The organism is Chromohalobacter canadensis, assembly GCF_029544075.1.
In the GTDB taxonomy this organism is placed as follows: Bacteria; Pseudomonadota; Gammaproteobacteria; order Pseudomonadales; family Halomonadaceae; genus Chromohalobacter; species Chromohalobacter canadensis_A.
The window spans coordinates 62,083-86,064 of sequence record NZ_JAJQJH010000007.1; the positions used below are offsets into that span (position 1 = coordinate 62,083).

Annotated in this window: 22 protein-coding genes; 15 read left to right on the forward strand and 7 right to left on the reverse strand. The window is 59.8% G+C overall.

Annotated features, from left to right (window positions below; genetic code table 11):
* From mraY to lpxC, 10 genes are all read left to right on the forward strand, one after another.
* Window positions 1–1,083, forward strand: coding sequence for a phospho-N-acetylmuramoyl-pentapeptide-transferase (gene mraY / locus LUN51_RS10530; RefSeq protein WP_277811218.1), 1,083 nt, complete (start codon window positions 1–3; stop codon window positions 1,081–1,083).
* Between the two features lies 1 nt (window position 1,084).
* The gene (murD, locus tag LUN51_RS10535) at window positions 1,085–2,452 is read left to right on the forward strand and encodes a UDP-N-acetylmuramoyl-L-alanine--D-glutamate ligase (protein ID WP_246894219.1); all 1,368 of its coding nucleotides are present in this window, start codon (window positions 1,085–1,087) and stop codon (window positions 2,450–2,452) included.
* Window positions 2,446–3,630 (forward strand): putative lipid II flippase FtsW, encoded by a 1,185-nt coding sequence (gene ftsW, locus LUN51_RS10540; protein ID WP_277811219.1) that lies wholly within the window; start codon window positions 2,446–2,448, stop codon window positions 3,628–3,630. The genes murD and ftsW overlap by 7 nt, the downstream gene beginning before the upstream one ends.
* Window positions 3,630–4,721: an undecaprenyldiphospho-muramoylpentapeptide beta-N-acetylglucosaminyltransferase gene (gene murG, locus LUN51_RS10545; RefSeq protein WP_277811220.1), complete on the forward strand. Its 1,092-nt coding sequence runs from the start codon at window positions 3,630–3,632 to the stop codon at window positions 4,719–4,721. The genes ftsW and murG overlap by 1 nt, the downstream gene beginning before the upstream one ends.
* 50 nt (window positions 4,722–4,771) lie before the next feature.
* Window positions 4,772–6,184 (forward strand): UDP-N-acetylmuramate--L-alanine ligase, encoded by a 1,413-nt coding sequence (gene murC, locus LUN51_RS10550; RefSeq protein ID WP_277811221.1) that lies wholly within the window; start codon window positions 4,772–4,774, stop codon window positions 6,182–6,184.
* The gene (locus tag LUN51_RS10555; RefSeq protein ID WP_277811222.1) at window positions 6,181–7,125 is read left to right on the forward strand and encodes a D-alanine--D-alanine ligase; all 945 of its coding nucleotides are present in this window, start codon (window positions 6,181–6,183) and stop codon (window positions 7,123–7,125) included. The genes murC and LUN51_RS10555 overlap by 4 nt, the downstream gene beginning before the upstream one ends.
* A gap of 7 nt (window positions 7,126–7,132) precedes the next feature.
* Entirely contained in the window at window positions 7,133–7,855 is a 723-nt protein-coding gene (locus tag LUN51_RS10560; protein ID WP_277811223.1) for a cell division protein FtsQ/DivIB, read from the forward strand.
* 201 nt (window positions 7,856–8,056) lie between these two features.
* Entirely contained in the window at window positions 8,057–9,328 is a 1,272-nt protein-coding gene (ftsA, locus tag LUN51_RS10565) for a cell division protein FtsA (RefSeq protein ID WP_040241758.1), read from the forward strand.
* A gap of 38 nt (window positions 9,329–9,366) precedes the next feature.
* Window positions 9,367–10,551, forward strand: coding sequence for a cell division protein FtsZ (gene ftsZ, locus LUN51_RS10570; protein WP_178997189.1), 1,185 nt, complete (start codon window positions 9,367–9,369; stop codon window positions 10,549–10,551).
* Between the two features lie 116 nt (window positions 10,552–10,667).
* A complete protein-coding gene (gene lpxC, locus LUN51_RS10575; RefSeq protein ID WP_277811224.1) occupies window positions 10,668–11,579 on the forward strand; it encodes a UDP-3-O-acyl-N-acetylglucosamine deacetylase in 912 nt (303 codons plus the stop codon).
* 96 nt (window positions 11,580–11,675) lie between these two features.
* Here the strand turns inward: lpxC and LUN51_RS10580 are convergent, their stop codons facing one another.
* Entirely contained in the window at window positions 11,676–12,137 is a 462-nt protein-coding gene (locus tag LUN51_RS10580; RefSeq protein ID WP_277811225.1) for a DUF721 domain-containing protein, read from the reverse strand.
* A gap of 68 nt (window positions 12,138–12,205) precedes the next feature.
* Between LUN51_RS10580 and LUN51_RS10585 the strand changes: the two genes are divergently transcribed.
* From LUN51_RS10585 to LUN51_RS10600, 4 genes are all read left to right on the forward strand, one after another.
* The gene (locus LUN51_RS10585) at window positions 12,206–12,580 is read left to right on the forward strand and encodes a hypothetical protein (protein WP_277811226.1); all 375 of its coding nucleotides are present in this window, start codon (window positions 12,206–12,208) and stop codon (window positions 12,578–12,580) included.
* Between the two features lie 74 nt (window positions 12,581–12,654).
* Complete coding sequence (gene secA, locus LUN51_RS10590) at window positions 12,655–15,393, forward strand: preprotein translocase subunit SecA (protein ID WP_277811227.1); 2,739 nt, start codon at window positions 12,655–12,657, stop codon at window positions 15,391–15,393.
* A 33-nt stretch (window positions 15,394–15,426) separates the two neighbouring features.
* On the forward strand, window positions 15,427–16,635 hold the full coding sequence (gene argJ, locus LUN51_RS10595) for a bifunctional glutamate N-acetyltransferase/amino-acid acetyltransferase ArgJ (RefSeq protein ID WP_277811228.1): 1,209 nt from the start codon (window positions 15,427–15,429) through the stop codon (window positions 16,633–16,635).
* Window positions 16,636–16,741: 106 nt separating this feature from the next.
* Window positions 16,742–17,686 (forward strand): Nudix family hydrolase, encoded by a 945-nt coding sequence (locus LUN51_RS10600; protein WP_277811229.1) that lies wholly within the window; start codon window positions 16,742–16,744, stop codon window positions 17,684–17,686.
* Between the two features lie 76 nt (window positions 17,687–17,762).
* On the opposite strand, the gene yacG is transcribed toward LUN51_RS10600, so the two are convergent.
* The 5 genes from yacG to pilB all read right to left on the reverse strand — a co-directional run bounded on the left by yacG (window position 17,763) and on the right by pilB (window position 22,567).
* Window positions 17,763–17,996, reverse strand: a complete 234-nt coding sequence (yacG, locus tag LUN51_RS10605; RefSeq protein ID WP_178997204.1) for a DNA gyrase inhibitor YacG — start codon at window positions 17,994–17,996, stop codon at window positions 17,763–17,765.
* Between the two features lies 1 nt (window position 17,997).
* Complete coding sequence (coaE, locus tag LUN51_RS10610) at window positions 17,998–18,636, reverse strand: dephospho-CoA kinase (protein ID WP_277811230.1); 639 nt, start codon at window positions 18,634–18,636, stop codon at window positions 17,998–18,000.
* Window positions 18,637–18,646: 10 nt separating this feature from the next.
* On the reverse strand, window positions 18,647–19,489 hold the full coding sequence (locus LUN51_RS10615) for a prepilin peptidase (RefSeq protein ID WP_431355570.1): 843 nt from the start codon (window positions 19,487–19,489) through the stop codon (window positions 18,647–18,649).
* Window positions 19,490–19,559: 70 nt separating this feature from the next.
* Complete coding sequence (locus tag LUN51_RS10620) at window positions 19,560–20,792, reverse strand: type II secretion system F family protein (RefSeq protein ID WP_277811231.1); 1,233 nt, start codon at window positions 20,790–20,792, stop codon at window positions 19,560–19,562.
* 32 nt (window positions 20,793–20,824) lie between these two features.
* On the reverse strand, window positions 20,825–22,567 hold the full coding sequence (pilB, locus tag LUN51_RS10625) for a type IV-A pilus assembly ATPase PilB (protein ID WP_277811232.1): 1,743 nt from the start codon (window positions 22,565–22,567) through the stop codon (window positions 20,825–20,827).
* A gap of 344 nt (window positions 22,568–22,911) precedes the next feature.
* Here pilB and LUN51_RS10635 point away from each other — a divergent pair, with 344 nt between their 5' ends.
* Window positions 22,912–23,355, forward strand: coding sequence for a pilin (locus LUN51_RS10635; protein ID WP_347276513.1), 444 nt, complete (start codon window positions 22,912–22,914; stop codon window positions 23,353–23,355).
* Between the two features lie 121 nt (window positions 23,356–23,476).
* Here the strand turns inward: LUN51_RS10635 and LUN51_RS10640 are convergent, their stop codons facing one another.
* Window positions 23,477–23,764 (reverse strand): hypothetical protein, encoded by a 288-nt coding sequence (locus LUN51_RS10640; RefSeq protein WP_277811233.1) that lies wholly within the window; start codon window positions 23,762–23,764, stop codon window positions 23,477–23,479.
* Between the last annotated feature and the right edge of the window lie 218 nt (window positions 23,765–23,982).

Genomic DNA, 23,982 nt, shown 5'->3' on the forward strand with positions numbered 1-23,982 from the left:
ATGCTGCTTTTCCTGGCTGACTTATTGGCGAACTTTCAAAGCGCCTTCAACGTTTTCAATTACCTGACCCTGCGCGTGATCCTAGGGACGCTGACCGCTCTCATGCTGTGCCTGTGGTTGGGACCTCAGGTCATCAAGCGTCTGGTCGAACGTCAGATCGGCCAAGCGGTGCGCGACGATGGGCCGCAATCGCATCTTTCCAAGGCCGGTACGCCGACCATGGGCGGGGCGATGATTCTCATCGCCATCGCCATCAGCACCCTGCTCTGGGGAGACCTGACCAACCACTACGTCTGGTTGGTGTTGGCCGTGACGCTCGGCTTCGGCGCCATCGGTTGGGTCGACGATTACCGCAAGGTTGTGGAGAAAAATCCGCGCGGCTTGCCAGCACGCTGGAAGTACTTCTGGCAATCGGCCATTGGCCTCGGCGCGGCGGTGGTGCTGTATCTCACGGCGGCCAGTCCCGTTGAGGTCAGCCTGATCGTGCCATTGTTCAAGGATGTCGTGGTACCGCTGGGGCTTTTCTACATCGTCTTGACCTATTTCGTCATCGTGGGCAGCTCCAATGCGGTCAACTTGACCGATGGGCTCGACGGCCTAGCGATCATGCCGACCGTGCTCGTTGCCATGGGGCTGGCCATCTTCGCTTACGCAAGCGGTAACACCGTCTTCGCGCAATACCTGCATATCCCTCTGGTGCCGGGGGCCGGCGAGCTCGCCGTGTTCTGCGGTACCATCGCCGGAGCGGGGCTAGGCTTCCTGTGGTTCAACACCTATCCGGCGCAGGTGTTCATGGGCGATGTCGGGGCGTTGGCCTTAGGTGCCGCGCTCGGGGTGGTGGCCGTCATCGTGCGTCAGGAAATCGTGCTGTTCATCATGGGCGGGGTATTCGTGATGGAAACCGTCTCGGTCATGTTGCAGGTGGGCTCCTACAAGCTGACGGGGCGACGTATTTTTCGCATGGCACCCCTTCATCATCACTTCGAACTCAAGGGCTGGCCCGAGCCGCGCGTGATCGTGCGTTTCTGGATTATCACAGTCGTGCTGGTCTTGTTGGGGCTGGCCACGTTGAAGATCCGCTGACATGGCCAAGGTGCCCCCAGAATATACGTTAATCATTGGGTTGGGTGTCTCCGGCCAAGCGATTGCGCGGCATCTGACCCGTCAGGGACTGCCGTTCATGATCGCCGATACGCGCGCGAGGCCCGCAGGCCTGGAGACTTTTCGCGCGGCCTATCCGGACGTCGAGGTGGTGTGCGGCCCGCTGCAAGCGCTGGATATGCGCGAGGCACGTGAAATCGTGGTTAGCCCTGGGGTTGATTTGCGCACGCCGGGGCTCGTCGAGTACGTGAATGCTGAGGGTGAAGGCCCACACGTGGTCGGCGAGATCGCGCTTTTCGTGCGTGCGTGTCGCGCGCCGATAGCTGCGATCACCGGCTCCAATGCTAAATCGACGGTGACCACACTGCTCGGTGAGATGGCACGGGAAGCAGGGCGTCGCGTCGCGGTCGGGGGGAATCTCGGTACACCGGCACTCGACTTGCTTGCCGAGGCTCCGGACGCCGAGCTGTTCGTGCTCGAACTCTCAAGCTTCCAGTTGGAAACCACTGCTTGGCTGAGTGCTGAAACGGCGGCGTTTCTCAATCTTTGCGAGGATCACCTGGACCGTCACGGCGACATGCATGGCTACCGAACGGCGAAGCAGCGTGTCTTTCGCGGCGCGCGGCATGCCGTCGTCAATGCTGACGATGCCGCTACATGGCCTGATAATGACGTGCGCGAAGTGGCGCGGTTCACCATTCAAGTCCCTTCTGGTGATGACTGGGGCATCGCCGAGCATGACGCGGAGTCCTGGCTCGCGCATGGCGATACACCTCTGATGTCGACGCGTAGTGTGCGCATGCCCGGACGGCACAATCATGCCAATGCCCTGGCGGCGCTGGCGATGGGGACACAACTGGGGCTGCCGCTGACGGCGATGTCTCGTGTTCTCGAACATTTCCCCGGCTTGCCGCACCGGGGCGAGCTAATTCTCGAACGCGATGGCGTGCGCTGGATCAATGACTCCAAGGGCACCAATGTGGGCGCGACGTTGGCGGCGATTGATGGGGTCGGGCCGGTGCTCGAGGGTCGCCTGATTCTACTGGCGGGTGGCGACGGCAAGGGTGCCGACTTCACGCCACTGGTTGAGCCGCTGATGCGCTATGCGCGCGAGGCGGTGGTCTTCGGGCGCGATGCTCAGCGTCTAGAGCATGTCATGTCCGGGCGCGTTCCGGTTACCCGTGTCGCCGATCTCGACACGGCTATGCAGCGGGCTCAGGCCATCGCGTGCGCCGGTGATGCCGTCATGCTGTCGCCCGCGTGCGCAAGCCTCGACCAATTTCCTCATTACATGGCGCGCGGTGAGGCCTTTCGACAGTTCCTGACGCAGGGTGGAGCGACGACATGTTAGCGCGTTGGGAAAAACGGCTTTCTACCCAAGGGCAGGCGACCGATGGGTGGTTGCTGCTGGCGACATTCTCATTGTTGTTGGTGGGCTGGATAATGGTGACCTCGGCGTCGTCTGAGATCGCGACCAGCCTCACCGGTAACCCTTATTACTTCAGTATTCGCCATGGCGTGTTCGTGCTTTTTTCGGTCGTGCTCGGGCTCGTGGCGCTGTGTATACCGCTCGAGCGCTGGCGTTCCTGGGGGCCGGGCTTGCTGTTGTTGGGTATCGTGCTTCTCATCGCGGTGCTGATCATCGGTGACGAAGTCAATGGCAGCAAGCGTTGGATCCCTTTGGGCTTTGCCAATATCCAGGCCTCGGAAGTGGCCAAGTTTTGCCTGATCGTTTACTTCGCCGATTATTTGCAACGTTATCTACCCGAAGTGCGTCGTGATTGGGGCGCCTTCTTGCGCCCGTTCGTAGTGCTTGGGGTGTACGTGGCGCTGTTGATATTCGAGCCGGATTACGGAGCCGTCGTGGTGATCGGCAGTTGCATGATGGGCATGCTATTGATGTCGGGAGCGCCATTGGGACGCTTCGGTTTCATCATGATCGTAGTTGTGGTCGCCGGTGGCTGGCTGGCCGTGGCCGAGCCCTATCGCCTGGAGCGCATTACCAGTTTTGCTAATCCCTGGGCCGATCAGTACTCCAGTGGCTATCAGTTGACACAAGCATTGATCGCCTTTGGGCGTGGGCACTGGTTGGGCCTCGGGCTAGGAAATAGTGTCCAGAAGTTGTTTTATCTGCCTGAGGCGCACACCGATTTCGTGTTCGCGGTCCTGGCCGAAGAGTTAGGCCTTGTTGGCGCCGTCGCCGTCGTCTGTTTGTTCGCGCTGCTCATCTTTCGCGGGCTTCGCATAGGGCGCAAGGCCGAATTGCGTGGCTGGGCCTTTTCCGCTTACCTGTGCTACGGCATTTCATTGGTGTTCGGGGCACAGGCGTTCATCAATATCGCCGTCAGTACGGGCATGCTGCCCACTAAAGGGTTGACCTTACCGCTATTGAGCTATGGGGGCTCCAGCTTGGCAGTCAGCAGTGTCATGGTCGCCTTGTTGCTGCGCGTCGATGCCGAAATGCGGGCCAAGACGCGTGCCACTCAGGCGGCACGCCAAGCCAAGAAGCAAGAACGAGGAGAGCGCTAGTGCCTCATCAGCAAGTCTCCCGTGTTCTGATCATGGCCGGCGGGACCGGCGGTCATGTGGTGCCCGCGCTATCGCTGGCCAAGGCGCTGCGTGAACGCGGTGTCGTGGTGGAGTGGCTGGGCAGCCCCCGGGGAATTGAAAACCAACTGGTACCGGCGGCGGAGATTACCTTACACCGCGTGCAGGTGTCCGGCCTGCGCGGCAACGGGATCGCCGGGTGGCTATTGGCCCCATGGCGTCTAGCCAAAGCCATCTGGCAGGCACGCCAGGTGATTGCCACATTCGATCCGCAACTAGTAGTCGGGTTGGGCGGCTTCGCCAGCGGCCCCGGTGGGCTGGCCGCCTGGTTGATGCGGCGGCGCTTGATCATTCATGAACAAAACGCCTTGGCTGGAATGACCAATCGCTATCTAGCGCGTTTGGCGGATCGCGTCTATGCCGCATTTCCGGGTGCGTTCGGCGAGCGCCAGTCCGATGTAGAGGTAGTGGGAAATCCCGTACGCTATGATATCGCCACGCTGGGCGAGACACCGCGTGCTGTCGAGACGCTTCGTGTGCGCCCTTTGCGATTGCTGGTACTGGGTGGCTCATTGGGCGCGCAGGCACTGAATGTCAATGTACCCCGTGCCGTGGCGCAGTTGCCAGAGGCTCGTCGTCCCGAAGTGCGTCACCAAGCGGGACGCGACAAGGAAACCACGACGCAAGCGGAATACACCGAGCTGGAGGTCAGCGCCGAGGTCAGTGCCTTCATCGACGATATGGCAGCTGCCTATGATTGGGCGGACTTGATTGTCTGTCGTGCTGGCGCTTTGACGATCGCCGAGCTCGCTGCGGCGGCCAAGCCCTCGGTACTTGTGCCGTTTCCGCATGCCGTCGATGATCATCAAACACTCAACGCGCGGCAATTGGTCGATGCCGGAGCCGCGCGTTTGATGCCGCAGGAAAAACTGTCGGCGGCGAGTCTCGCCGAGACGTTGGCGGCACTTCTCGAACCCGAGACCTTGGCCACCATGGCGGTCGCGGCACGCTCCGAGGCGCGTTTGGAAGCGGTCGAGCGCCTGGTGGCGGGGTGCATGGAGGCAAAACATTGATAGCGAATAACGTTTCCGCTCCAACTCGCCCGAACCGCACCGGGTTGGGCATGCGCCGCATTCACAATATCCATTTCGTGGGCATCGGCGGTGCCGGCATGTGCGGGATCGCAGAAGTGCTGGCCAATCAGGGCTATATGGTCAGCGGCAGCGATCTGCGTGAGTCGCCCGTCACGCAGCATCTCCGTGATTGCGGCATTCGCGTGTGCATCGGGCACGTCGATGAGCATGCCCAGGGTGCCGATGTTCTGGTCGTCTCCACGGCAGTCGACACCGAGAATCCGGAGATTCGCTGGGCGCGTGAGCATCGCATTCCCATCGTTCGGCGTGCGGAAATGCTTGCCGAGTTGATGCGTTTTCGCCATGGCATCGCGGTGGCGGGAACGCATGGCAAGACCACCACGACCAGCCTGACGTCGACGCTCCTCGGCGAGGGCGGGCTCGATCCGACCTTTGTGATCGGCGGCAAGCTGACCAGTGCCGGCGCCAACGCACGCTTGGGCGAGGGCGATTACCTGGTGGCCGAGGCCGACGAGTCGGATGCCTCGTTCCTGCACTTGCAACCCATGGTTTCGGTCGTTACCAATATCGATGCCGACCATATGGCGACCTACGGGGGCGACTTCACACGGCTCAAGGATACCTTTCTGGAATTCTTGCATAATCTGCCTTTCTACGGGCTGGCGGTTCTGTGCCTCGACGATGACAACGTGCGTGGTTTGATTCCGCGCATCCAGCGTCAATTCGTCACCTACGGTTTCGCCGAGGATGCCGACTACCGGTTGTGCGATTTCGTCCAGCGCGGTGGCGTAGTGCATTTTACTGCCGAGCGCCCGCCAGGCATGGCGCCGCTCGAGATCCAGTTGGGCATGCCGGGGCGTCATAATGCCCTCAATGCGCTGGCGGCGATCGCCGTGGCCAGCGATGCGGGAGTCGAAGACGCGGCCATCCAGCGCGGTCTGGCGCACTTCGCCGGCGTGGGGCGGCGTTTCCAGGTGCATGGGCAATTCCCGGCGCCGGCTGCTGAAGGCGAGGTCATGCTGGTCGACGATTACGGCCATCATCCGCGTGAGGTGGAAATGGTCATCGACGCGGTGCGCGCGGGTTGGCCCGAGCGTCGCTTGGTCATGCTGTACCAGCCGCATCGCTATTCGCGTACGCGAGATCTGTACGAAGATTTCGTGCGTGTACTCTCGGGCGTGGATACGCTGTTGCTGCTGGATGTCTACAGCGCCGGGGAGGCCTCGATTCCGGGGGCGGAGGGCCGGACTTTGGCTGGGTCGATTCGTCAACGTGGCCAGGTCGATCCGCTATTCGTCGAAAACAAGCAAGAGCTACCGGCGTTGTTGTCACGCGTGCTGCGCCCCGACGATATCCTGATTACCCAGGGCGCCGGTGACATCGGTGGGATCTCATTGCGTCTGGCCGGTTGTCGGTTACATCTGGATGGAATGGAATTATGAATGACAGCGTGACGAACGAAGGCGTGAAGCGCCCGCACCAGGGGCGCGTCGTCGTCGTATACGGTGGCCGTTCTGCCGAACGTGAAGTGTCGCTGCTCAGTGGCCACGCGATCCTGGCATCGCTCAAGCGTAGCGGTGTCGACGCCCATGGGTTCGATTTCGCCGGTGGAGGGTTGAGTGGACTAGAAGCGCTGGCGCCGGAATGTGTCTTCATCGCCATGCACGGCCGGGACGGCGAGGATGGCTCTTTACAGGGTGCCCTGGAATTACTGGACATCCCCTATACGGGCAGCGGTGTGCTGGCCTCTGCGCTGGGTATGGACAAGGAACGCACCAAACAGTTCTGGCGTGCCCATGGCCTACCCACGCCTGAAAGCGTCATGCTGGAAGGTGCGGTGGATTGGGATGCAGTCATTGAGACCCTCGGATTGCCCTTGATTGTTAAACCGGTGCATGAAGGCTCGACCATCGGGATCAGCATCGTCGATACACGGGAAGAGTTGATCGCGGCGCATGCTGAGGCGGCACGCTTCGATAACGCCATCATGGCCGAACGTTTCGTGCAGGGCGAGGAATATACCGTGTCGCTGCTTGGCGACGAGGTGCTGCCGGCGATTCGCGTCGAGGTGCCTAGTGGCTTCTATGATTACGAGGCCAAGTATCATTCCGACACCACGCGTTATCTATTGCCGTGTGGTCTCGAGGCCGCCGATGAACGGACGCTGGGCGAGCTGTGCCACCGCGCATTCGAGGTGATCGGCGGCAGTGGCTGGGGGCGTGTCGATGTTATGCGCGATGCGCAGGGATGCTTCTGGCTACTCGAAATCAACACGGTACCGGGCATGACCGATCATAGCCTGGTGCCGCAAGCGGCGGCGCATGCTGGTCTCGACTTCGATGCGCTGGTGTTGCGGATTCTCGACACCACGACCGGCGAGTGACACGAGAATGAAGGAGGCCGGTTTGCGCGGTGCCTTGTTAGGCTTGATCTTGTTGGCCGTTTTGCTTGGCGCGGGCGGGCGTACATTATGGCTGTGGCTCGACCGGCCCATCGAGCGAGTCTCCATCGGCGGCGATCTGCACTACGTCTCGGCGACCTACTTGCAGCGCAATCTCGCCCCCTTGGTCAGCGGTGAAACCTGGTTATCCATTGATCTCGACCAAGTACGTGACAAGGCTCGCGATATCGACTGGCTGTCGGAGGTAAAAGTCTCGCGAGAATGGCCGGATGCCTTACGCTTCGAGCTTTTCGAACAAGTACCGGTCGCACACTGGAACGATGACAAGCTGCTCAATACGCATGGCGAGCCTTTTTCACCGGGGCCGGTCGATGACTTCGATAAACCTTTGCCGGATCTAGCGGGCCCCGAGGGTAGTGGGCCTGAAGTATTGGCATACCTTGACTCGTTACTACGCCGTCTGGAGACCTTGGACTTGCGTGTGACTCAATTACGGTTGGAGGACCGTGGCGCTTGGCGCTTTCAGGTGAATGATAGTGTGTGGGTTATCCTGGGGCGTACCGATCTCGAATCTCGTCTGGCGCGTTTTACGGCGGCCTGGCAACGACAATTGGGGACGCAGGCGTCGCAAATTCGCTACATCGATTTACGCTACCCCAATGGTGTTTCCGTTGCTTGGCATGGACAGACAGAAATAGATGCGACAGAGTAACGGCGCAGTTGCCTTTTTCGGCGCCAGGCCACGAAATCCGGGCGACGGGGGTTTCCCTTTTTGAAAAAATCACCGTATTCTGAGGCCGGTTTCATTTGTTGGGTGGTGATGTAAAGTCACATGTTCCTATAATTGGCCCAGCGCGTTTTTATAGATCAATGAATTTCAAACCCAGTGCAGTTCGAGGAGTGACCCCGACCTATGGCAGGACAATCCAATGCTTCCAACATGGTGGTCGGGCTGGATATCGGAACGTCCAAGGTAGTGGCTATCGTCGGCCAGCCTTCCGATGATGGAAGCATCGAGATCGCAGGTATCGGTTCGCACCCCTCGCGCGGTATGAAAAAAGGGGTCGTCATCAATATCGAGTCGACCGTGCAGTCGATCCAGCGTGCCGTCGAGGAAGCTGAGTTGATGGCGGGTTGCGATATTCACTCGGTGTATGTTGGCGTGGCGGGGAGTCATATCAGCTCGATGAATTCCGACGGTGTCGTGGCTATCAAGGAGCGGGAAGTGACGCCCTCGGATATCGATCGTGTCATCGACTCGGCCCGCGCACGTGCTATTTCCGAAGGACAGCGCATTCTGCACGTGTTGCCCCAAGAATTCGCGATCGACAACCAGGAAGGGATCCGTGAGCCCATGGGGATGTCGGGTGTGCGTCTCGAGGCGCGGGTTCACTTGGTCACGGCGGCATTGAATGCTGTGCAGAACATCGAAAAATGCGTGCGTCGCTGCGGTCTAGAAGTCGATGACATCATACTGGAACAGTTAGCCTCCAGTTATGCGGTATTGACGGAGGACGAACGCGAGCTGGGTGTGTGTATGGTGGATATTGGCGGCGGCACCACCGATATCGCCGTGTTTACCGAAGGGGCCATACGCCATACGGCAGTGATCCCCATCGCGGGTGACCAGGTGACCAATGACATCGCCATGGCATTGCGCACGCCAACGCAGTACGCGGAAGATATCAAGGTCAAATACGCTTGTGCGCTGACCCAGCTTGCAAGCAGCGACGAAATGATCAAGGTTCCCAGCGTGGGAGACAGACCGGCACGTGATCTTTCTCGCCAGGCGTTGGCCGAAGTGGTCGAACCGCGCTATGAAGAATTGTTTACATTGGTACGCGAAGAATTGCGGCGTAGCGGCTACGAAGACCTCGTGGCGGCCGGTGTGGTGTTAACCGGCGGTACGTCGCGCATGGAGGGTGTCGTCGAGCTGGCCGAAGAAATCTTTCACATGCCCGTGCGCATTGCTTACCCCCAAAACGTTCGCGGTCTCGCCGATGTCGTTCGTAACCCGATTTATTCGACGGGAGTGGGTTTGCTACTCTACGGTATGAATGATGCCAAACGTAATGCCGTCGTGTCGGCTCAGCCCCGTAGAGAAGAGGCTCATACCCGACGTGGACAAAGGCAGGAGCGCTCGGGGTTGGAAAGGATCAAAGGTTGGTTTAAAGGAAATTTCTGAGAGGGCCGTACAAGTAGCGGTCACAGGAGACGGGGCTTATGTTCGAACTGGTAGATAACGCACCTTCTAGCAGCGCGGTTATCAAGGTGATTGGCGTCGGTGGTGGCGGTGGTAATGCCGTTAACCACATGGTCGAGAGCAATATCGAAGGCGTCGAGTTCATCTGTGCCAATACCGACGCTCAGGCGCTAAAACGCGTCGCTGCCAAGACCGTTCTTCAGCTCGGCAGCGAGATCACCAAGGGGCTGGGGGCTGGAGCCAGTCCCGAGGTCGGTCGTCAAGCGGCGACGGAAGACCGTGAACGGATTGCTGAGCTGCTGCAAGGCGCCGACATGGTGTTTATCACGGCCGGCATGGGTGGTGGTACTGGTACCGGTGGCGCGCCTATCGTGGCACAGGTCGCCAAAGAGTTGGGTATCCTGACCGTGGCGGTAGTGACGCGTCCGTTCCCCTTCGAGGGGCCCAAGCGCATGCGGGCCGCCGAAGAGGGCATGGAAGCGCTGTCCGAGTATGTCGATTCGCTGATCACCATCCCCAATGAGAAGCTGCTCGCGGTGCTTGGCAAGAACGCGAGCCTGCTATCGGCATTCAGTGCCGCCAATGATGTCCTGCTGGGTGCGGTCCAGGGGATCGCTGAGCTGATTACCAGTCCTGGCATCATCAACGTCGACTTTGCTGACGTGCGAACCGTGATGTCTGAGATGGGCATGGCGATGATGGGGACCGGTGCGGCCACTGGCGAAAATCGTGCACGTGAAGCCGCTGAAAAGGCCATCCGCAGCCCCTTGCTGGAAGACATCGACCTTCATGGCGCGCGCGGCATCCTGGTCAACATCACGGCAGGGCCGGACCTTTCCATCGGCGAATTCAACGATGTGGGGGCTACCGTACAGGAATTCGCTTCCCAGGACGCGACGATCGTGGTCGGGACGTCCATCGATATGGAGCTGTCCGACGAGTTGCGCGTCACAGTGGTGGCAGCGGGCCTCGAGGGCCTCAAGGAAAAGGCGACAGTCGCCACACCGCAGCGCGAGACGGTTGCGGCAGCACGCAGTGCCGAATCGCCCGATTATCGTAAGCTGCAGCAGCCAACGGTCATGCGTCAGCAGGCTGCCAAGGAGCAGGATGAGTCGGCTAAGTCCCGGCAGGAGTCTCGGCGTAAGTCGCAAGAGCTAGACGACTACCTGGATATCCCGGCGTTCTTGCGCCGTCAGGCTGATTGATCGGACGACATGCTGGGCGCAATAGGCGTGGCCAGGCGACATTTTTTTGTTGAAACGGCCGTTCGGTGTTATAGTGAACAGCGTTTCATAACGATTTCCAAGCTTGGCTTACGCCCATGATTAGACAACGTACATTAAAAAATACCATCCGTGCCACTGGTGTGGGTTTGCACTCAGGTGAAAAGGTCTACCTGACGCTGCGCCCCGCGCCGGTCAATACTGGCGTCGTCTTCGTACGTACCGATCTCGATCCAGTGGTGCAGATTGCCGCCAATGCCGAATACGTGACCGATACGACGCTTTGTACCGCACTTTCGCGTGACGGCGTCAAGGTGGCGACGGTGGAACACCTTATGTCGGCGTTTGCCGGCTTGGGGATCGACAATGTCTTCGTCGAGCTTAGCGCTCCGGAAGTGCCCATCATGGATGGTAGCGCTGGTCCGTTCGTCTTCTTGATTCAGTCGGCGGGCATTGCTGAACAAGGGGCGGCCAAGAAGTTCATTCGCATCAAGCGTGAAGTCGTGGTCGAAGAGGATGACAAGGAAGCGCGCTTCTTGCCGCATAACGGTTTTAAAGTCGCGTTTGCCATCGACTTCGATCATCCGGTCTTCGCGCACCAGAAGCAGACAGCAAGCGTCGATTTCTCGACGACTTCCTTCGTGAAGGAAGTTTCCCGCGCGCGTACTTTCGGGTTCATGCGCGACCTGGAGTTCCTGCGCGCCCAGAATCTGGCGCTCGGCGGAAGTCTGGATAATGCCATCGTCGTTGATGATTACCGTATCGTGAACGAAGGTGGCTTGCGCTATGAAGATGAGTTCGTCAAGCACAAGGTCCTCGACGCCATTGGCGACCTGTATCAGTTGGGGCATAGCCTCATCGGTGAATTCCGTGGCGTCAAATCTGGCCATGGCTTGAATAACAAGCTATGTCGCGCCTTGATGGCCCAGCAGGATGCCTGGGAAATCGTGACATTTGAAGACGAGACGCAAGCAGCGCCTATCTCGTATGCGGCGCCAGCGTTGGCCTGATAGATAGCCACACCGTTTGTAAGATTAAGCGTAAGATCAAGCTTTATTGACGCCGACCGATAGGTCGGCGTTTTTTATGGGGTGTGACGCGGTTGTCTAAGCGTCGTCCGGGGCATGAGAAGCTAGGCGCGCCAGCGCTTTTTTTAGTTTGGGGTCCGTAGTGTCATCGGCGCATGCCTTGAGATGTTGTGCAGCCTCGGCTGAAAGCGCACGTGGCTGGTAAGCGGGCGCTTTGAGAGGGTGTACGGGACGGACCTTGAAATTGAGCGCGAGTACGGCTTCGAATTCGGGGAGCTGACGCAGCAGCGTGAGGAGTCGTTGGCGTTCGTAGCGTAGCCACGTCAACCATACGGCGCCATCGGTGATGAGGGTCAAAGCGCCTTCCCGATAGCCGCCGACATAGACGTGTTCGGCAATTTCGGCGGGAAGTCCGGCACGCAGGTGCTGCTGGGCCCGTTGCAGCAGCTTGGCCATGCGTACCACCGACCCTAACTCGCCGGATCCGTCGATGAGATGGTGGATGGACTGGGCTCGGAAACGCTTAGCCTTTATACTCATGGGCTTGCCCGCGCGAAGGAAAGCAGAATGTCTGCGCAATCTACCATGAGCCGGAGCTCGTCGATAGCATGACCAGCGCTACGCACCATAGCTCAACGTCGCCGCGTCGTGTTCGCACGCGCCACCGTGCGCAATGGTGGCTTGCCGGTCTGTTGGTCGGGTGTCTATTGCCGGCAGGGTTGATGCACTCCGACGCGTTGCGTATCGCCGGGCGGTTGACGCAGATCTGCCTGATGGCGCCGGAAGCCATCCGTGCCCAATCGTATCGTGTGGCGCGACGCAAACGACTGTTGGGTACTGGGCGGCGTCGCCCTCGGTCTTCTCGCCTGTGGCGCTTGCCGCAGCGTTTCTATCATGTGTTAAGCGTAGGGTTGGATGCCCTCTCGCGCCGAGGTCCGCCACACAGTGTCTTGTTCCGAGATATCGGGCGACTAGCCGCCTGATGTCGACGCCGGCACCGCGCCGATGGCGGTGGCCGATATGACGTTTTAGGCACTTTTGGATTTCAGGATCTCACATGCTCAATACTATCGTACGTAAGTTTATCGGCTCGAAGAACGAGCGCGAAGTCAAACGCATGCGTAAGGCCACCGAGGCCATCAACGTGTTGGAACCCACGTTCGAGTCTCTCGATGATGCCGCGCTGACGGCAAAGACCAGCGAGTTCCGCAAGCGCCTGGAATCAGGCGAATCCATTGACAAGATACTTCCCGAAGCTTTCGCCGTCGTGCGTGAGGCGAGTAAGCGTGTGATGGGAATGCGTCACTTCGATGTGCAGATGGTCGGTGGGATGACGCTGCACGAAGGACGCATCGCCGAGATGAAAACCGGTGAGGGCAAGACCCTGGTTGGCACCTTGTCGGTTTATCTCAATGCGTTGCCGGGCAAGGGCGTACACGTGGTGACGGTCAACGATTATCTGGCGAGCCGCGATGCCGAGTGGATGCGCCCTCTCTACGAGTTTCTCGACCTCAGCGTGGGCACGATCTACTCCGGCCAGGCTTCGGCTCAGAAGCGCGAAGCCTACGCCTGCGATATCACATACGGAACCAACAACGAGTTCGGGTTCGACTATCTGCGCGACAACATGGCGTTTTCGCTGGACGATAAGGTCCAGCGTGCGCTGCACTACGCGATCATCGACGAGGTCGACTCGATTCTCATCGATGAGGCGCGCACGCCGCTGATCATTTCCGGCCCGGTCGAAGAAAACGTCGAGCTTTATCGTCGTATCAATCAGCTGTCCCTGGGACTCGACGAGTGCAGCGACGAAGAGGACCCGACCAGTGGGGACTTTATTCTCGATGAGAAACAAAAGCAGGTGGAACTGACGGAAACCGGCCACCAGAAACTGGAAGGGATACTCAGAGAAACGGAGCTTCTGGGCGCAGACGACTCGCTTTACTCGGCTCAGAATCTGGGGCTGCTACAGCATGTACATTCGGCGTTGCGTGCGCGCCATCTCTATCATCGCGATGTCGATTACATCGTCAACAACGATGAAGTAGTCATCGTTGACGAGCACACCGGGCGTAGCATGCCGGGTCGCCGCTGGTCCGAGGGGCTGCACCAAGCGGTCGAAGCCAAGGAAGGCGTGACAATCCAGAAAGAGAGCCAAACGCTGGCCTCGACGACCTTCCAGAATTACTTTCGTCTGTATGACAAGCTGTCGGGGATGACGGGGACTGCCGATACCGAGGCGTTCGAGTTCCGCCAGATTTACGGGCTGGATGTCATGGTGATTCCCACCAACCGTCCTTTGGTGCGTGTGGATCATAACGACTTGGTCTACATGAGCAGTGAGGAGAAGTTCGAAGCCATCATTGATGACGTCAAGACGCAACGCGAAGCGGGGCGTCCTATCTTGGTGGGCACGGCGTCGATCGATACCTCCGAATACCTCGCCCAGCTGATGCAGCAGTATCAGATACCGCACAATGTGCTTAACGCCAAGCAGCACCAGAGCGAAGCGGAAATCATCGCCCAGGCGGGGCAGCCTGGTGCCGTGACCATCGCCACCAACATGGCCGGGCGTGGTACCGATATCGTGCTTGGCGGTAACTGGGAAGCCGAAGCGGCGGCTCTCGATAATCCTTCCGAAGATCAGCTCGCTGCACTCAAGGCGGCATGGCAGGAACGCCACGATGCTGTACTTGCCGCGGGCGGTCTCCACGTGATTGGTTCCGAGCGCCACGAATCGCGGCGTATCGACAACCAGTTGCGTGGGCGCTCCGGCCGTCAGGGCGATCCGGGGTCGACACGTTTCTTCCTCTCTTTGGAAGACAACCTCATGCGGCTGTTCGGCTCTGATCGCGTACAGCGGTTGATGAATGCCCTGGGACTAGAGCGCGGCGAGGCGATCGAGCACAAGATGGTGTCCAACGCCGTTGAGCGTGCCCAGAAAAAGGTCGAGGGTCGCAACTTCGACATTCGCAAGCAATTGCTGGAATACGACGACGTTTCCAACGATCAGCGGCGTGTTGTCTATCAGCAGCGCGATGAAGTGCTTGTTACCGATGATCTCTCGTCGAATATCGCGGAGATTCGCGAACAGGTCTTGTCCGAGGCCATCACTAGTTATGTGCCGCCACAAAGCTTGGCCGAGCAATGGGATCTGCCCGGGCTACAGGACTACCTCAAGCAAGAGTTCAATCTCGATGTTCCCTTGGTGCAATGGGCCGAAGAAGACGAACATTTCCATGAAGACCTGCTGCGTGAACGTCTTCACGACCAGCACCGCGGTCTCTTCGTCAGCAAGGCCGAGGCCGTCGGACCGGAGTTGATGCGCCGCTTCGAAAAACAGGTCATGTTGCAGGTGCTCGATACGCGTTGGAAGGAACACCTGCAGCAGATGGATCATCTGCGTCGCGGGATCCATCTGCGTGGGTATGCACAAAAGAATCCCAAGCAGGAATACAAGCGTGAGGCCTTCGAGCTCTTCCAGACGCTGCTGGCCAACATCAAGCACGATGTCATCCGCATCCTGAGTCATGTGCAAGTGCGGCGTCAGGAAGAGGTCGATGAGTTGGAACGTGAGCGGCGTGCCACGCTGGAGCGCGAGCGTGCGGTCAGCCAGCCAGTTCATGAAGACGCCGTGGCTTCAGCCGAGGCGGTGACCGCCGAAGGCGAGGAACGTACTGGCGACGAAGACGATGGACAGCCGGTACGCCGCGAAGGCCCCAAGGTGGGCCGCAACGACCCGTGCCCTTGCGGCTCCGGCAAGAAATACAAGCATTGCCACGGCAAATTGAGCTGAGCTCATGGCAAACGTGGCGTGAGGAGAGACGACATGGCGGTGGGGGAAGCGAGTTTTCCGGCGATGCCGGCCATCGAGGGCATTCGCCTGGGAGCGGCGATGGCAGGTATAAAGACAGCGGGGCGCCGTGATCTGGTGGTGATCGAGTTGCCCGAGGCGACGACCCTGGCGGCGGCGTTTACGCGCAACGCATTTTGCGCGGCACCGGTGCATGTGGCGCGACATCATCTCGAGACGGACAGGCCGCGTTATCTGCTGATCAATACCGGTAACGCCAACGCCGGTACGGGCGAGCAGGGCATGCACGATGCCGAGCAGAGTTGCCAGGCGTTAGGCGAGCTGGCGGGTGTCGACGCGCAGTGCGTCTTGCCGTTTTCGACCGGCGTGATCGGCGAGCCCCTGCCAGTGACGCAGCTATGCGATGCCTTGCCGGAGGCACTTGCCGCGTTGTCGGTAGATGGCTGGCAGACCGCAGGCGAAGGCATTCTGACCACGGATACGCGTGCCAAAGGGGCCACGACGTGTATCGAGATCGACGGCCAGCCGGTGACGATCAACGGCATTGCCAAGGGCTCAGGAATGATCAAGCCCGATATGGCCACGATGCTGAGCTTCGTCTTCACCGATGCCGCCATCGACGACGCGCGCCTGCAAGTACTGTTGCGGCGTGCCGTCGATGAGTCCTTCAATTGCATCACCGTGGACTCGGATACCTCGACCAACGATGCCTGTACATTGGCTGCCACTGGACGCGGTGCTCGCATCGATACCGACGAGCACGAGTCGCGCTTTGCTGCGGCGTTAACCGAGGTGCTGGTAGAATTGGCGCAGGCCATCATCCGTGATGCCGAGGGCGCGACCAAGTTCGTGACTCTCAAGGTCGAAGGCGCAGCGACTCGGCAGGAAGCGTTGGACGTTGCCTTTACCGTGGCGCATTCGCCTTTGGTGAAAACGGCGCTTTATGCCAGTGACGCCAATTGGGGACGCATTTTGGCGGCGGTTGGGCGTGCTCCGGTATCCGACCTGGATGTGTCGCGTATCGCTATCGATCTCGGTGAAGTGGCGCTCGTCGAGCGCGGCGGCCGCGCGGCTTCGTATACCGAGGCGGCGGGAAGCGCGGTCATGGCCGAGTCCGAGATCACGATTCGTATCCATCTTGGACGCGGAGATGTCGCGGCGACGGTCTGGACGTCGGACTTGTCACACGATTATGTCTCCATCAATGCCGACTACCGTAGCTGAGTGCTAGTCGTACAGTACGACTAGCCGAGTACGGATGGCAGCAGCGATAAGCGGGCCGTCTTCGGTCCGCGGATCATGAACAGTCAGTCAAGGTGAAATGACCAACATGGTGAAGAGAAGGGTACACGTAGCGGCGGCTGCCATCATTCGCGAGGATGGTCATGTGCTGCTGGCACGCCGTCCCTCGATCGTCGATCAGGGTGGGTTATGGGAGTTCCCCGGGGGCAAGCTGGCACCCTACGAAACCGGTTTCGAAGCGCTCAGGCGTGAACTCCGCGAAGAGCTGGGCATTGAAATCCTGCGCGCTCAACCACTCATTCGCGTTCACCATGAATATGCCGACAAACGCATTTTGCTCGATGTCTGGCAGGTACATGAGTTCGAGGGCGAGCCCTTTGGGCGCGAAGGCCAGGCGGTGCGCTGGGTGCCGCAGCACGAGCTGAATAATTACCCGTTTCCGGAAGCCAATCACCCGATCTTGCGCGCGGTGTGTCTGCCGCATGAGTATCTGATCAGTGATGAGGAAGCCGACGATACGGTGTTTCTCGACAAGCTTGAGCGCGCCTTGCGTGATGAGGAAGTTCGCCTGGTGCAGCTGCGGGCCAAGACGTTGGATGAGAGCGCGTATCTAAAGCGTGCCGAGCAAGCGCTGGCGCTCTGTCGCCGCTACGAGGCGCGCTTGATTCTCAATGGCGATCCCGCGCTGCTCGACAATATCGATGCCGATGGCATTCATTTGCCCAGTCGTTCCTTGATGGCACTCAAGCATCGCCCCATCGCCCATGATAAGTGGCTGGGGGCGTCGACGCACGATCCTCGCCAACTCGAGCAGGCTGCCGAGATTGGCTGCGATTTCGTGACCTTTTCGCCGCTGCGCGTGACCCCGAGCCATCCCGACACTGCACCGGTCGGTTGGCATGATTTCCAGCAACTGGTGGAAACCGCGGGCATGCCAGTCTATGCGCTAGGTGGCGTCACGCGAGACGATATCGACCAGGCGCGTGCGGTGGGCGCTCAGGGGATCGCGACGATTCGCGATCTCTGGAAATAACGCGCTCGCTTCGTCGCGACAGCGCGGTATCGCATACCAACGGCTCGCCATTTGGCGGGCCGTTGGCGTTTATGCCTCATTGGCGTGGTTCGCCGCGCTCCAGATCGTCGATCAAGCGGTCGAGATCGGTCTCGTCCATGGCAGGCTCCCCCGCGATACGGTGGGATTCATCGGCCCAGGCGCCAAGATCGAGCAAGCGGCAGCGCTTCGAGCAGAAGGGGCGGTACGGGTTGTCGGTTGTCCAGGCGACCTTGGTGCGACACTGGGGGCAAGCGACTTCAAGGGGGCGGTCTTGGGATGTCTCCGTCATGCTAAAGCGAGTGCTCCTGATGGGTACCATCGAATAGTTGCCGGTAACGCGCATCGAGCGAGGCGACCTGCGCCTTCAGCGCCGTCATGTCACCATGATTCTCGATCACGTCGTCGGCAAGCGCCAACCGCTCTTGGCGGGGCATCTGTGCCGCGAGGATAGCATGCGCCTGGGATTCGCTCACATCATCGCGCGCTTGAGTGCGGGTCACCTGAAGCGTTTCGGGAACATCGATGACAAGGCGGCGGTCGACCAGCGAGACTTGATCCGTCTCGAACAGCAGCGGCGACACGAGTAGCCCATAGGGGGCGGGACCCTGGCGTATCGCCTCGAGACGCTCACGCAATCGCTGACGGATGCGTGGATGCGTGACGCTTTCCAGCCATTGGCGCTCGCCGTCATCGGCGAACACGATGTCGCGCAAGGCGCGGCGTTGCAACTCGCCGTGCGCGTCGAGCAGCGAGTTTCCGTAACGTGCCACGATTTCGTCCAGCGCGGGTTCACCGGGTGCGACGATGTCGCGTGCCACGAGATCGGCATCGACCCAGGGAATTCCCAGTTCGGCGAACATGGCGGCGACGGTGGACTTGCCCGATGCGATGCCACCGGTCACGCCGATGATGGGGGCGGCGGATGTCATGACAGATTCCTCATAAGCCGGTCCAGGCGCGTAGTGGTGCACCGAAGAGTACCGCGATCCATCCGGCGAGGGCGAGGAAGGGCCCGAATGGTAGCGGCATGCCGCGCAAGCGTGGCAGCGAGAGCTGCAACAGTACCCCGATGATCGCACCCAACCCGGCGGAGATCATCAGTAGCATCGGCAGCATCGTCCAGCCGAACCAGGCGCCCAGCGCCGCTAACAGCTTGAAGTCACCGTAGCCCATTCCTTCCTTTTTGGTCAGCCACTTGAACAGCCAGTAGAAGCTCCACAACAGCACGTAACCGGCCATGGCGCCGACGACGGCATTCTCGAGCATATAGGGCTGAAAGAAGAGCTGATAAAGCAGGCCGGCCCAGAGCAATGGCAGCGTGATGATATCGGGGAGCAATTGGGTGCGTAGATCGATGATAGCCAGCACCAGCAGCGCCAGGCACAGTCCGCTCCAAGCCAGCGCCGCCCAGGTGGCGCCATGTACGATGATGACACTCGCCAACAATAGGCCCGCCATCAGTTCGATCAGCGGGTACTGCACGCTGATACGCGTCTGGCAATGCGCGCAGCGGCCACGCCGCTTGAACCAGCCAATCAGGGGCAGGTTGTCGTGCCAGGCGATTGGCTGGCGACAGTTCGGACATTGCGAGCGTGGCGTGCACAGGTTGTAGCGCGCGACCTCTTCCTCAGGAAGCGCCAGCGCATCGCGTGCTTCTTGGCGCCATTGCTGCATCAGCATTACCGGCAAGCGTACGATGACGACATTGAGAAAACTGCCCAGCAAGGTACCGAGGACGAACGCCATTGCGGCCAGCCACGGTAAAGAGATATCGGCGAGCAACGTGCCACTCCTGAAACGAACGCACCCGGCGAAATGCCGGGGCGGATAAATTGGGAAACGCGGTAGCGTCCTAGATGGCCGAACCCATCTCGAAGATCGGCAGGTACATCGACACCACGAGGCCGCCGACCAGAACGCCCAGCACCACGATGATGAAGGGTTCGAGCAACGATGTCAGGGCGTCGACCTTGGTGTCGACGTCTTCCTCATAGAAATCCGCCACCTTGTTGAGCATCGCGTCCAGCGCGCCGGACTCTTCGCCGACCCCGATCATCTGCACGGCCAGATTGGGAAAGCGCCCTGTAGCGCGCATGGCGAAGTTGAGTTGCTGGCCACTGGCGACGTGTTCACGTACTTCGTCGATGGCACGCTGGTAGATGCGATTACCGGTCGAGCCTGCCGCAGTATGCAGTGATTCGACCAAGGGCACCCCAGCGCTGAAGGTCGTCGCCAGGGTCCGCGAGAAGCGTGCCACCGACGACTTGTCGAGGATATCGCCGATCACCGGAAGGCGCAGCATCAGCCCATCGACGCGATAGGCGAAGCGCGGCGAACGCCGTATACCGAGACGTACCAGCACGCCGGCCGCGATGAAGGCGCCAAGCAGGTGCGGCCAATAGGCTTGTACCCACTCCGAGAGATGGATGGTCAATTGCGTGAAGGCGGGCAGATCGGCGCCGAAACCGCGAAACAGGCTCTCGAATTGTGGTACGACCTTGATCAGCAGCAGGGCGGTCACCCCCATGCCCACGAGTACGACGGCGGCAGGATAATAAAGCGCCTTGCGCACGCGGGAGCGCAGCGAGTCGATCTTTTCTTTATAGCTGGCGACACGCTCTAGCATTCGATCCAGCGAGCCGGATTGTTCGCCAGCTTCGACCATGTTGACGAACATGCGATCGAAATGTTGCGGATGCTGTGAGAGTGCTTCGGAAAAGCTGGCGCCGGCCGAGACCTCGTTCATCAACGTCTCGATGAGATGATGCATGGCGGGGCGCTTAAGGCTTTCAGAGACGACACTGAACGCCTGCAGTAAGGGAATGCCAGCACGAATCATGGTTGCCATCTGGCGCGCGAACAGGGTGATGTCCTGCGGACGTATGCGACCCAGCCCGAAAGGGCTACGCACGCGCTGAATCCGCTTGACGAGGATGTTCTGACGCCCGAGCTCCTGGCGCACGCCCATTTCATCCGCGGCAACCAGTTCACCTTGGATGGTTTCACCGCGGGAGTTCTTGCCCTTCCACCGCCAGCGGTGCAGGACGACGCGCCGAGGCGCCTTGCTGCGTGTTGCTACCGCCATGTCGTTGTCCTCATGTCACTTGACCGGATCGCTCATTCCAGCACCACGCGATTGATTTCCTCGAGGCTGGTAATGCCCGCGAGTACTTTGCTAAGACCGCTGCGCCGCAGATCGGGGTGGCCTTCTTGACGGGCCAGTTCGCCGAGTTCCAATGAATTGCCGTCGGCCATGATCAGTTTGCTCATGGCTTCGCTGACGGGGAGTACTTCATAGAGACCGACGCGCCCTTTGTAGCCGTGGGTGCATTGCGTACAGCCCGTGGCGCGATAGCAGGTCGCGGTCTCGATTTCCTGTGTCGTGAAGCCTGCCTCGAAGAAGAGCTCGCGAGGCAGCTCGACGGGTGTCTTGCAGTTCGGACAGAGTTGGCGCACCAGCCGCTGGGCGACGATCAATGTCACCGAGCTTGCAATATTGTACGCCGCCACACCCATGTTACGCAGGCGTGTCAGGGTCTCTGCCGCCGAATTCGTGTGCAACGTCGACAGGACCAAATGGCCGGTCTGCGCAGCCTTGACGGAGATCTCCGCAGTTTCCAGGTCGCGGACCTCACCGACCATCACCACATCGGGGTCCTGGCGCAGGAAGGCGCGCAGCGCGCTGGCGAAATCCAGCCCAATCTTGGGCAGCACATTGACCTGATTGATGCCATCGAGCTTGAGCTCGACGGGGTCCTCGGCGGTGGCGATGTTACGCGCATCGGTATTGAGGATGTTGAGTCCGGTATACAGGGTCACGGTCTTGCCGCTGCCGGTGGGGCCGGTGGCGAGTATCATCCCCTGCGGCTGCGCGAGCGCATGTTCGAACAGCGCTTGTTGCGATTCGCTGAAGCCCAGTGCATCGATACCCAGACGCGTAGCGCCGGCATCCAGCAAGCGCAGCACGATTTTCTCGCCGTGCACCGTGGGCAGCGTGCTGACGCGGAAGTCGATGGTGCGCGAGGCCGAAACGCGCAACTTGATGGCGCCATCCTGCGGCAAGCGACGCTCGGAGATATCCAGCCGCGACATGACCTTGAGGCGTGCCGAAAGGCGAGCGCGCAGATTGAAGGGCGGGCGCGCAACCTCGACCAGGATGCCATCGATGCGGAAACGGATGCGGAAAGTCGACTCATAGGGCTCGAAGTGGATATCCGAAGCGCCACGCCGCGCGGCATCGAGCATCATCTTGTGCACGAAGCGCACCACCGGCGCATCGTCATCGTCGGTGTCCAGCCCCTCGTTGAGAGGCGCGACATCGTCGAGATCGAGCGTCTCGAGCGCCTCGCTGGCATCGTCGAGGGCTTCGAGCATGCCATGCGTCTCGCGCTGAACGAGATAACGTTCGATGGCCGGCTGCAGTTGATCGGTGGCTACCAAAACGCCTTCTGCGGTAAGCCCGGTGGTGAACTGCAGCTCATCGAGGTGTGCAAGCGTCGAGGGATAGGGGATTGCCACGCTAATGTGACGTTCGCCACGCGCCAGCGGCAGTACCCCGAGGCGGCGAATCAGTGTGTCGGACAGCCCCTCGCCGATGGGTAGGCGCTCGGTACTGATGGCCTCCAGGTCGACGAACGGCAGGCCATATTCCCACGCCGCACTCTGGGTGGCTTCTCGTGCGGGAACCCAGCGCTGCTCGATGACGTATTCGAGCACCGACTGATGCGTGTCGTGCACGGCCTCCAAGGCATGCTGCGCCTTGGATTCCTCGATCAGGCCTTCCGCGACCAGGCGTGCGGCGAGCCCTTTCAAAAGCGGCGTGCCGGGAGTGGTAGGAGACGACGATGAAGACGAATGCATAAGCGTTTCGACACCAAAAGGAGTGACCAGGTGGGGTGGCCGATACCCCGTGACTTCTCGCATCCTACCCCATGCATGACCGTCATGGTGACCCTTGGCATGAGATAACTCGTCAATTAGCGTATTAGTATATGATCGGCCGAAATCAGGTAAACTTTAACCTCGATCATCTTGCCAGTACGAGAAGTGTAATTTAACGTAACATCCTAGGTGGCTGCCTCACAGAAAACCGGCATGGTGTCGGCGCCTCGCTGGAGCGCGCGCAACGCGTTATCATCCGCCCGCGCCGGGCTCGCCAAAAAGCGAATAGCAGGGTATTCAACAAGGGATCACAGGAGAGTCTAATGGAACGTCAGCAACGCGGTTTCACGCTAATCGAACTGATGATCGTCGTCGCGATCATCGGTATCCTCGCTGCCATCGCCATACCGCAGTACCAGAACTACGTCGCACGCTCGCAATTCGCCGAAGCGCACTCACTGCTGGGCGGCGCCAAGATTTCCATTCAGGAACGTGTCGATCAAGGGCAGCCTGTTGATTTGAGTAATGATCTTGGCATTCAGATGCAAGGTGAGTATGGGGCTATCGATACAGATGGTGGGTGGAGTGGCGAAGAGGGCACTAATGCGACCGTGACTTATCAGTTTGGTTCTGGTGATGATGCAACCGCGAACGCTAACATTGATGGGCAGGATGTAACGTATACGTATGATCCTGCTGAAGGCACGTGGGAATGTACCACCGGTATTCCTCAAGAATACGTCAGCAGCTGTGATCCTGAGGACTAACTAAGTAGCATTTACTCAGTACGGTCGAAAGGCCGGCATTCGCCGGCCTTTTTAGATTCTCTCCTAGGCTCTTCGTTCTTTTCCCTTCCTTCTTCCCTCTTAACCCTTCCAGCCTCCCGCTTCAGTACAACGCCTTCCCTTCGTCGACGACTTCCTTCAGCACTTCCAGGAACAGCCGGTCGGCTTCCGAGTGCTCGCTGGGGTCTTCGGGAATATGCACGCTGGTATTGTCTGAGATTTCGTTGGCGATGGTGGCCCACATCTGGCGGCTATCGCCATCGTCGGTGTAATGGGCTCGGGCGATGGTGAGCGATTGCTCTAGAATCGCCGGATCTTGCAACAGTTTCTTGATGAATTCACGCAGCTCGTTGATGATCCGGACTTTCTGCATTTCGGACGCGGAACTCATGGGGCTCTCTCCGTGTGGTTCATGCGGGATCGCGTGCCGTGCGGTCACGGCGTCGCGAATCGACTCGCAGTACGATGTCGCGGACGATAGCACATCGTCGCGATGGACGGCAGTGGGCCGCCACGGTGAATGCAGGAGTGCTGGGCGAGTGGAGGTCGGGCGAGTGGAGAAAGTCCTGCGCGCCCTTTATAGTAGCGCCCGATTATAGTGACGCGCCG

Coding starts and splice junctions, on each gene's coding strand:
- LUN51_RS10635 (WP_347276513.1), top strand. CDS start 22,912: ATGGAACGTCAGCAACGCGGTTTCACGCTAATCGAACTGATGATCGTC.
- LUN51_RS10580 (WP_277811225.1), bottom strand. CDS start 12,137: ATGAGTATAAAGGCTAAGCGTTTCCGAGCCCAGTCCATCCACCATCTC.
- LUN51_RS10555 (WP_277811222.1), top strand. CDS start 6,181: ATGAATGACAGCGTGACGAACGAAGGCGTGAAGCGCCCGCACCAGGGG.
- LUN51_RS10560 (WP_277811223.1), top strand. CDS start 7,133: ATGAAGGAGGCCGGTTTGCGCGGTGCCTTGTTAGGCTTGATCTTGTTG.
- pilB (WP_277811232.1), bottom strand. CDS start 22,567: ATGCATTCGTCTTCATCGTCGTCTCCTACCACTCCCGGCACGCCGCTT.
- coaE (WP_277811230.1), bottom strand. CDS start 18,636: ATGACATCCGCCGCCCCCATCATCGGCGTGACCGGTGGCATCGCATCG.
- LUN51_RS10600 (WP_277811229.1), top strand. CDS start 16,742: ATGGTGAAGAGAAGGGTACACGTAGCGGCGGCTGCCATCATTCGCGAG.
- mraY (WP_277811218.1), top strand. CDS start 1: ATGCTGCTTTTCCTGGCTGACTTATTGGCGAACTTTCAAAGCGCCTTC.
- yacG (WP_178997204.1), bottom strand. CDS start 17,996: ATGACGGAGACATCCCAAGACCGCCCCCTTGAAGTCGCTTGCCCCCAG.
- lpxC (WP_277811224.1), top strand. CDS start 10,668: ATGATTAGACAACGTACATTAAAAAATACCATCCGTGCCACTGGTGTG.
- argJ (WP_277811228.1), top strand. CDS start 15,427: ATGGCGGTGGGGGAAGCGAGTTTTCCGGCGATGCCGGCCATCGAGGGC.
- LUN51_RS10640 (WP_277811233.1), bottom strand. CDS start 23,764: ATGAGTTCCGCGTCCGAAATGCAGAAAGTCCGGATCATCAACGAGCTG.
- ftsW (WP_277811219.1), top strand. CDS start 2,446: ATGTTAGCGCGTTGGGAAAAACGGCTTTCTACCCAAGGGCAGGCGACC.
- secA (WP_277811227.1), top strand. CDS start 12,655: ATGCTCAATACTATCGTACGTAAGTTTATCGGCTCGAAGAACGAGCGC.
- ftsZ (WP_178997189.1), top strand. CDS start 9,367: ATGTTCGAACTGGTAGATAACGCACCTTCTAGCAGCGCGGTTATCAAG.
- murC (WP_277811221.1), top strand. CDS start 4,772: ATGCGCCGCATTCACAATATCCATTTCGTGGGCATCGGCGGTGCCGGC.
- LUN51_RS10620 (WP_277811231.1), bottom strand. CDS start 20,792: ATGGCGGTAGCAACACGCAGCAAGGCGCCTCGGCGCGTCGTCCTGCAC.
- LUN51_RS10585 (WP_277811226.1), top strand. CDS start 12,206: ATGACCAGCGCTACGCACCATAGCTCAACGTCGCCGCGTCGTGTTCGC.
- murD (WP_246894219.1), top strand. CDS start 1,085: ATGGCCAAGGTGCCCCCAGAATATACGTTAATCATTGGGTTGGGTGTC.
- ftsA (WP_040241758.1), top strand. CDS start 8,057: ATGGCAGGACAATCCAATGCTTCCAACATGGTGGTCGGGCTGGATATC.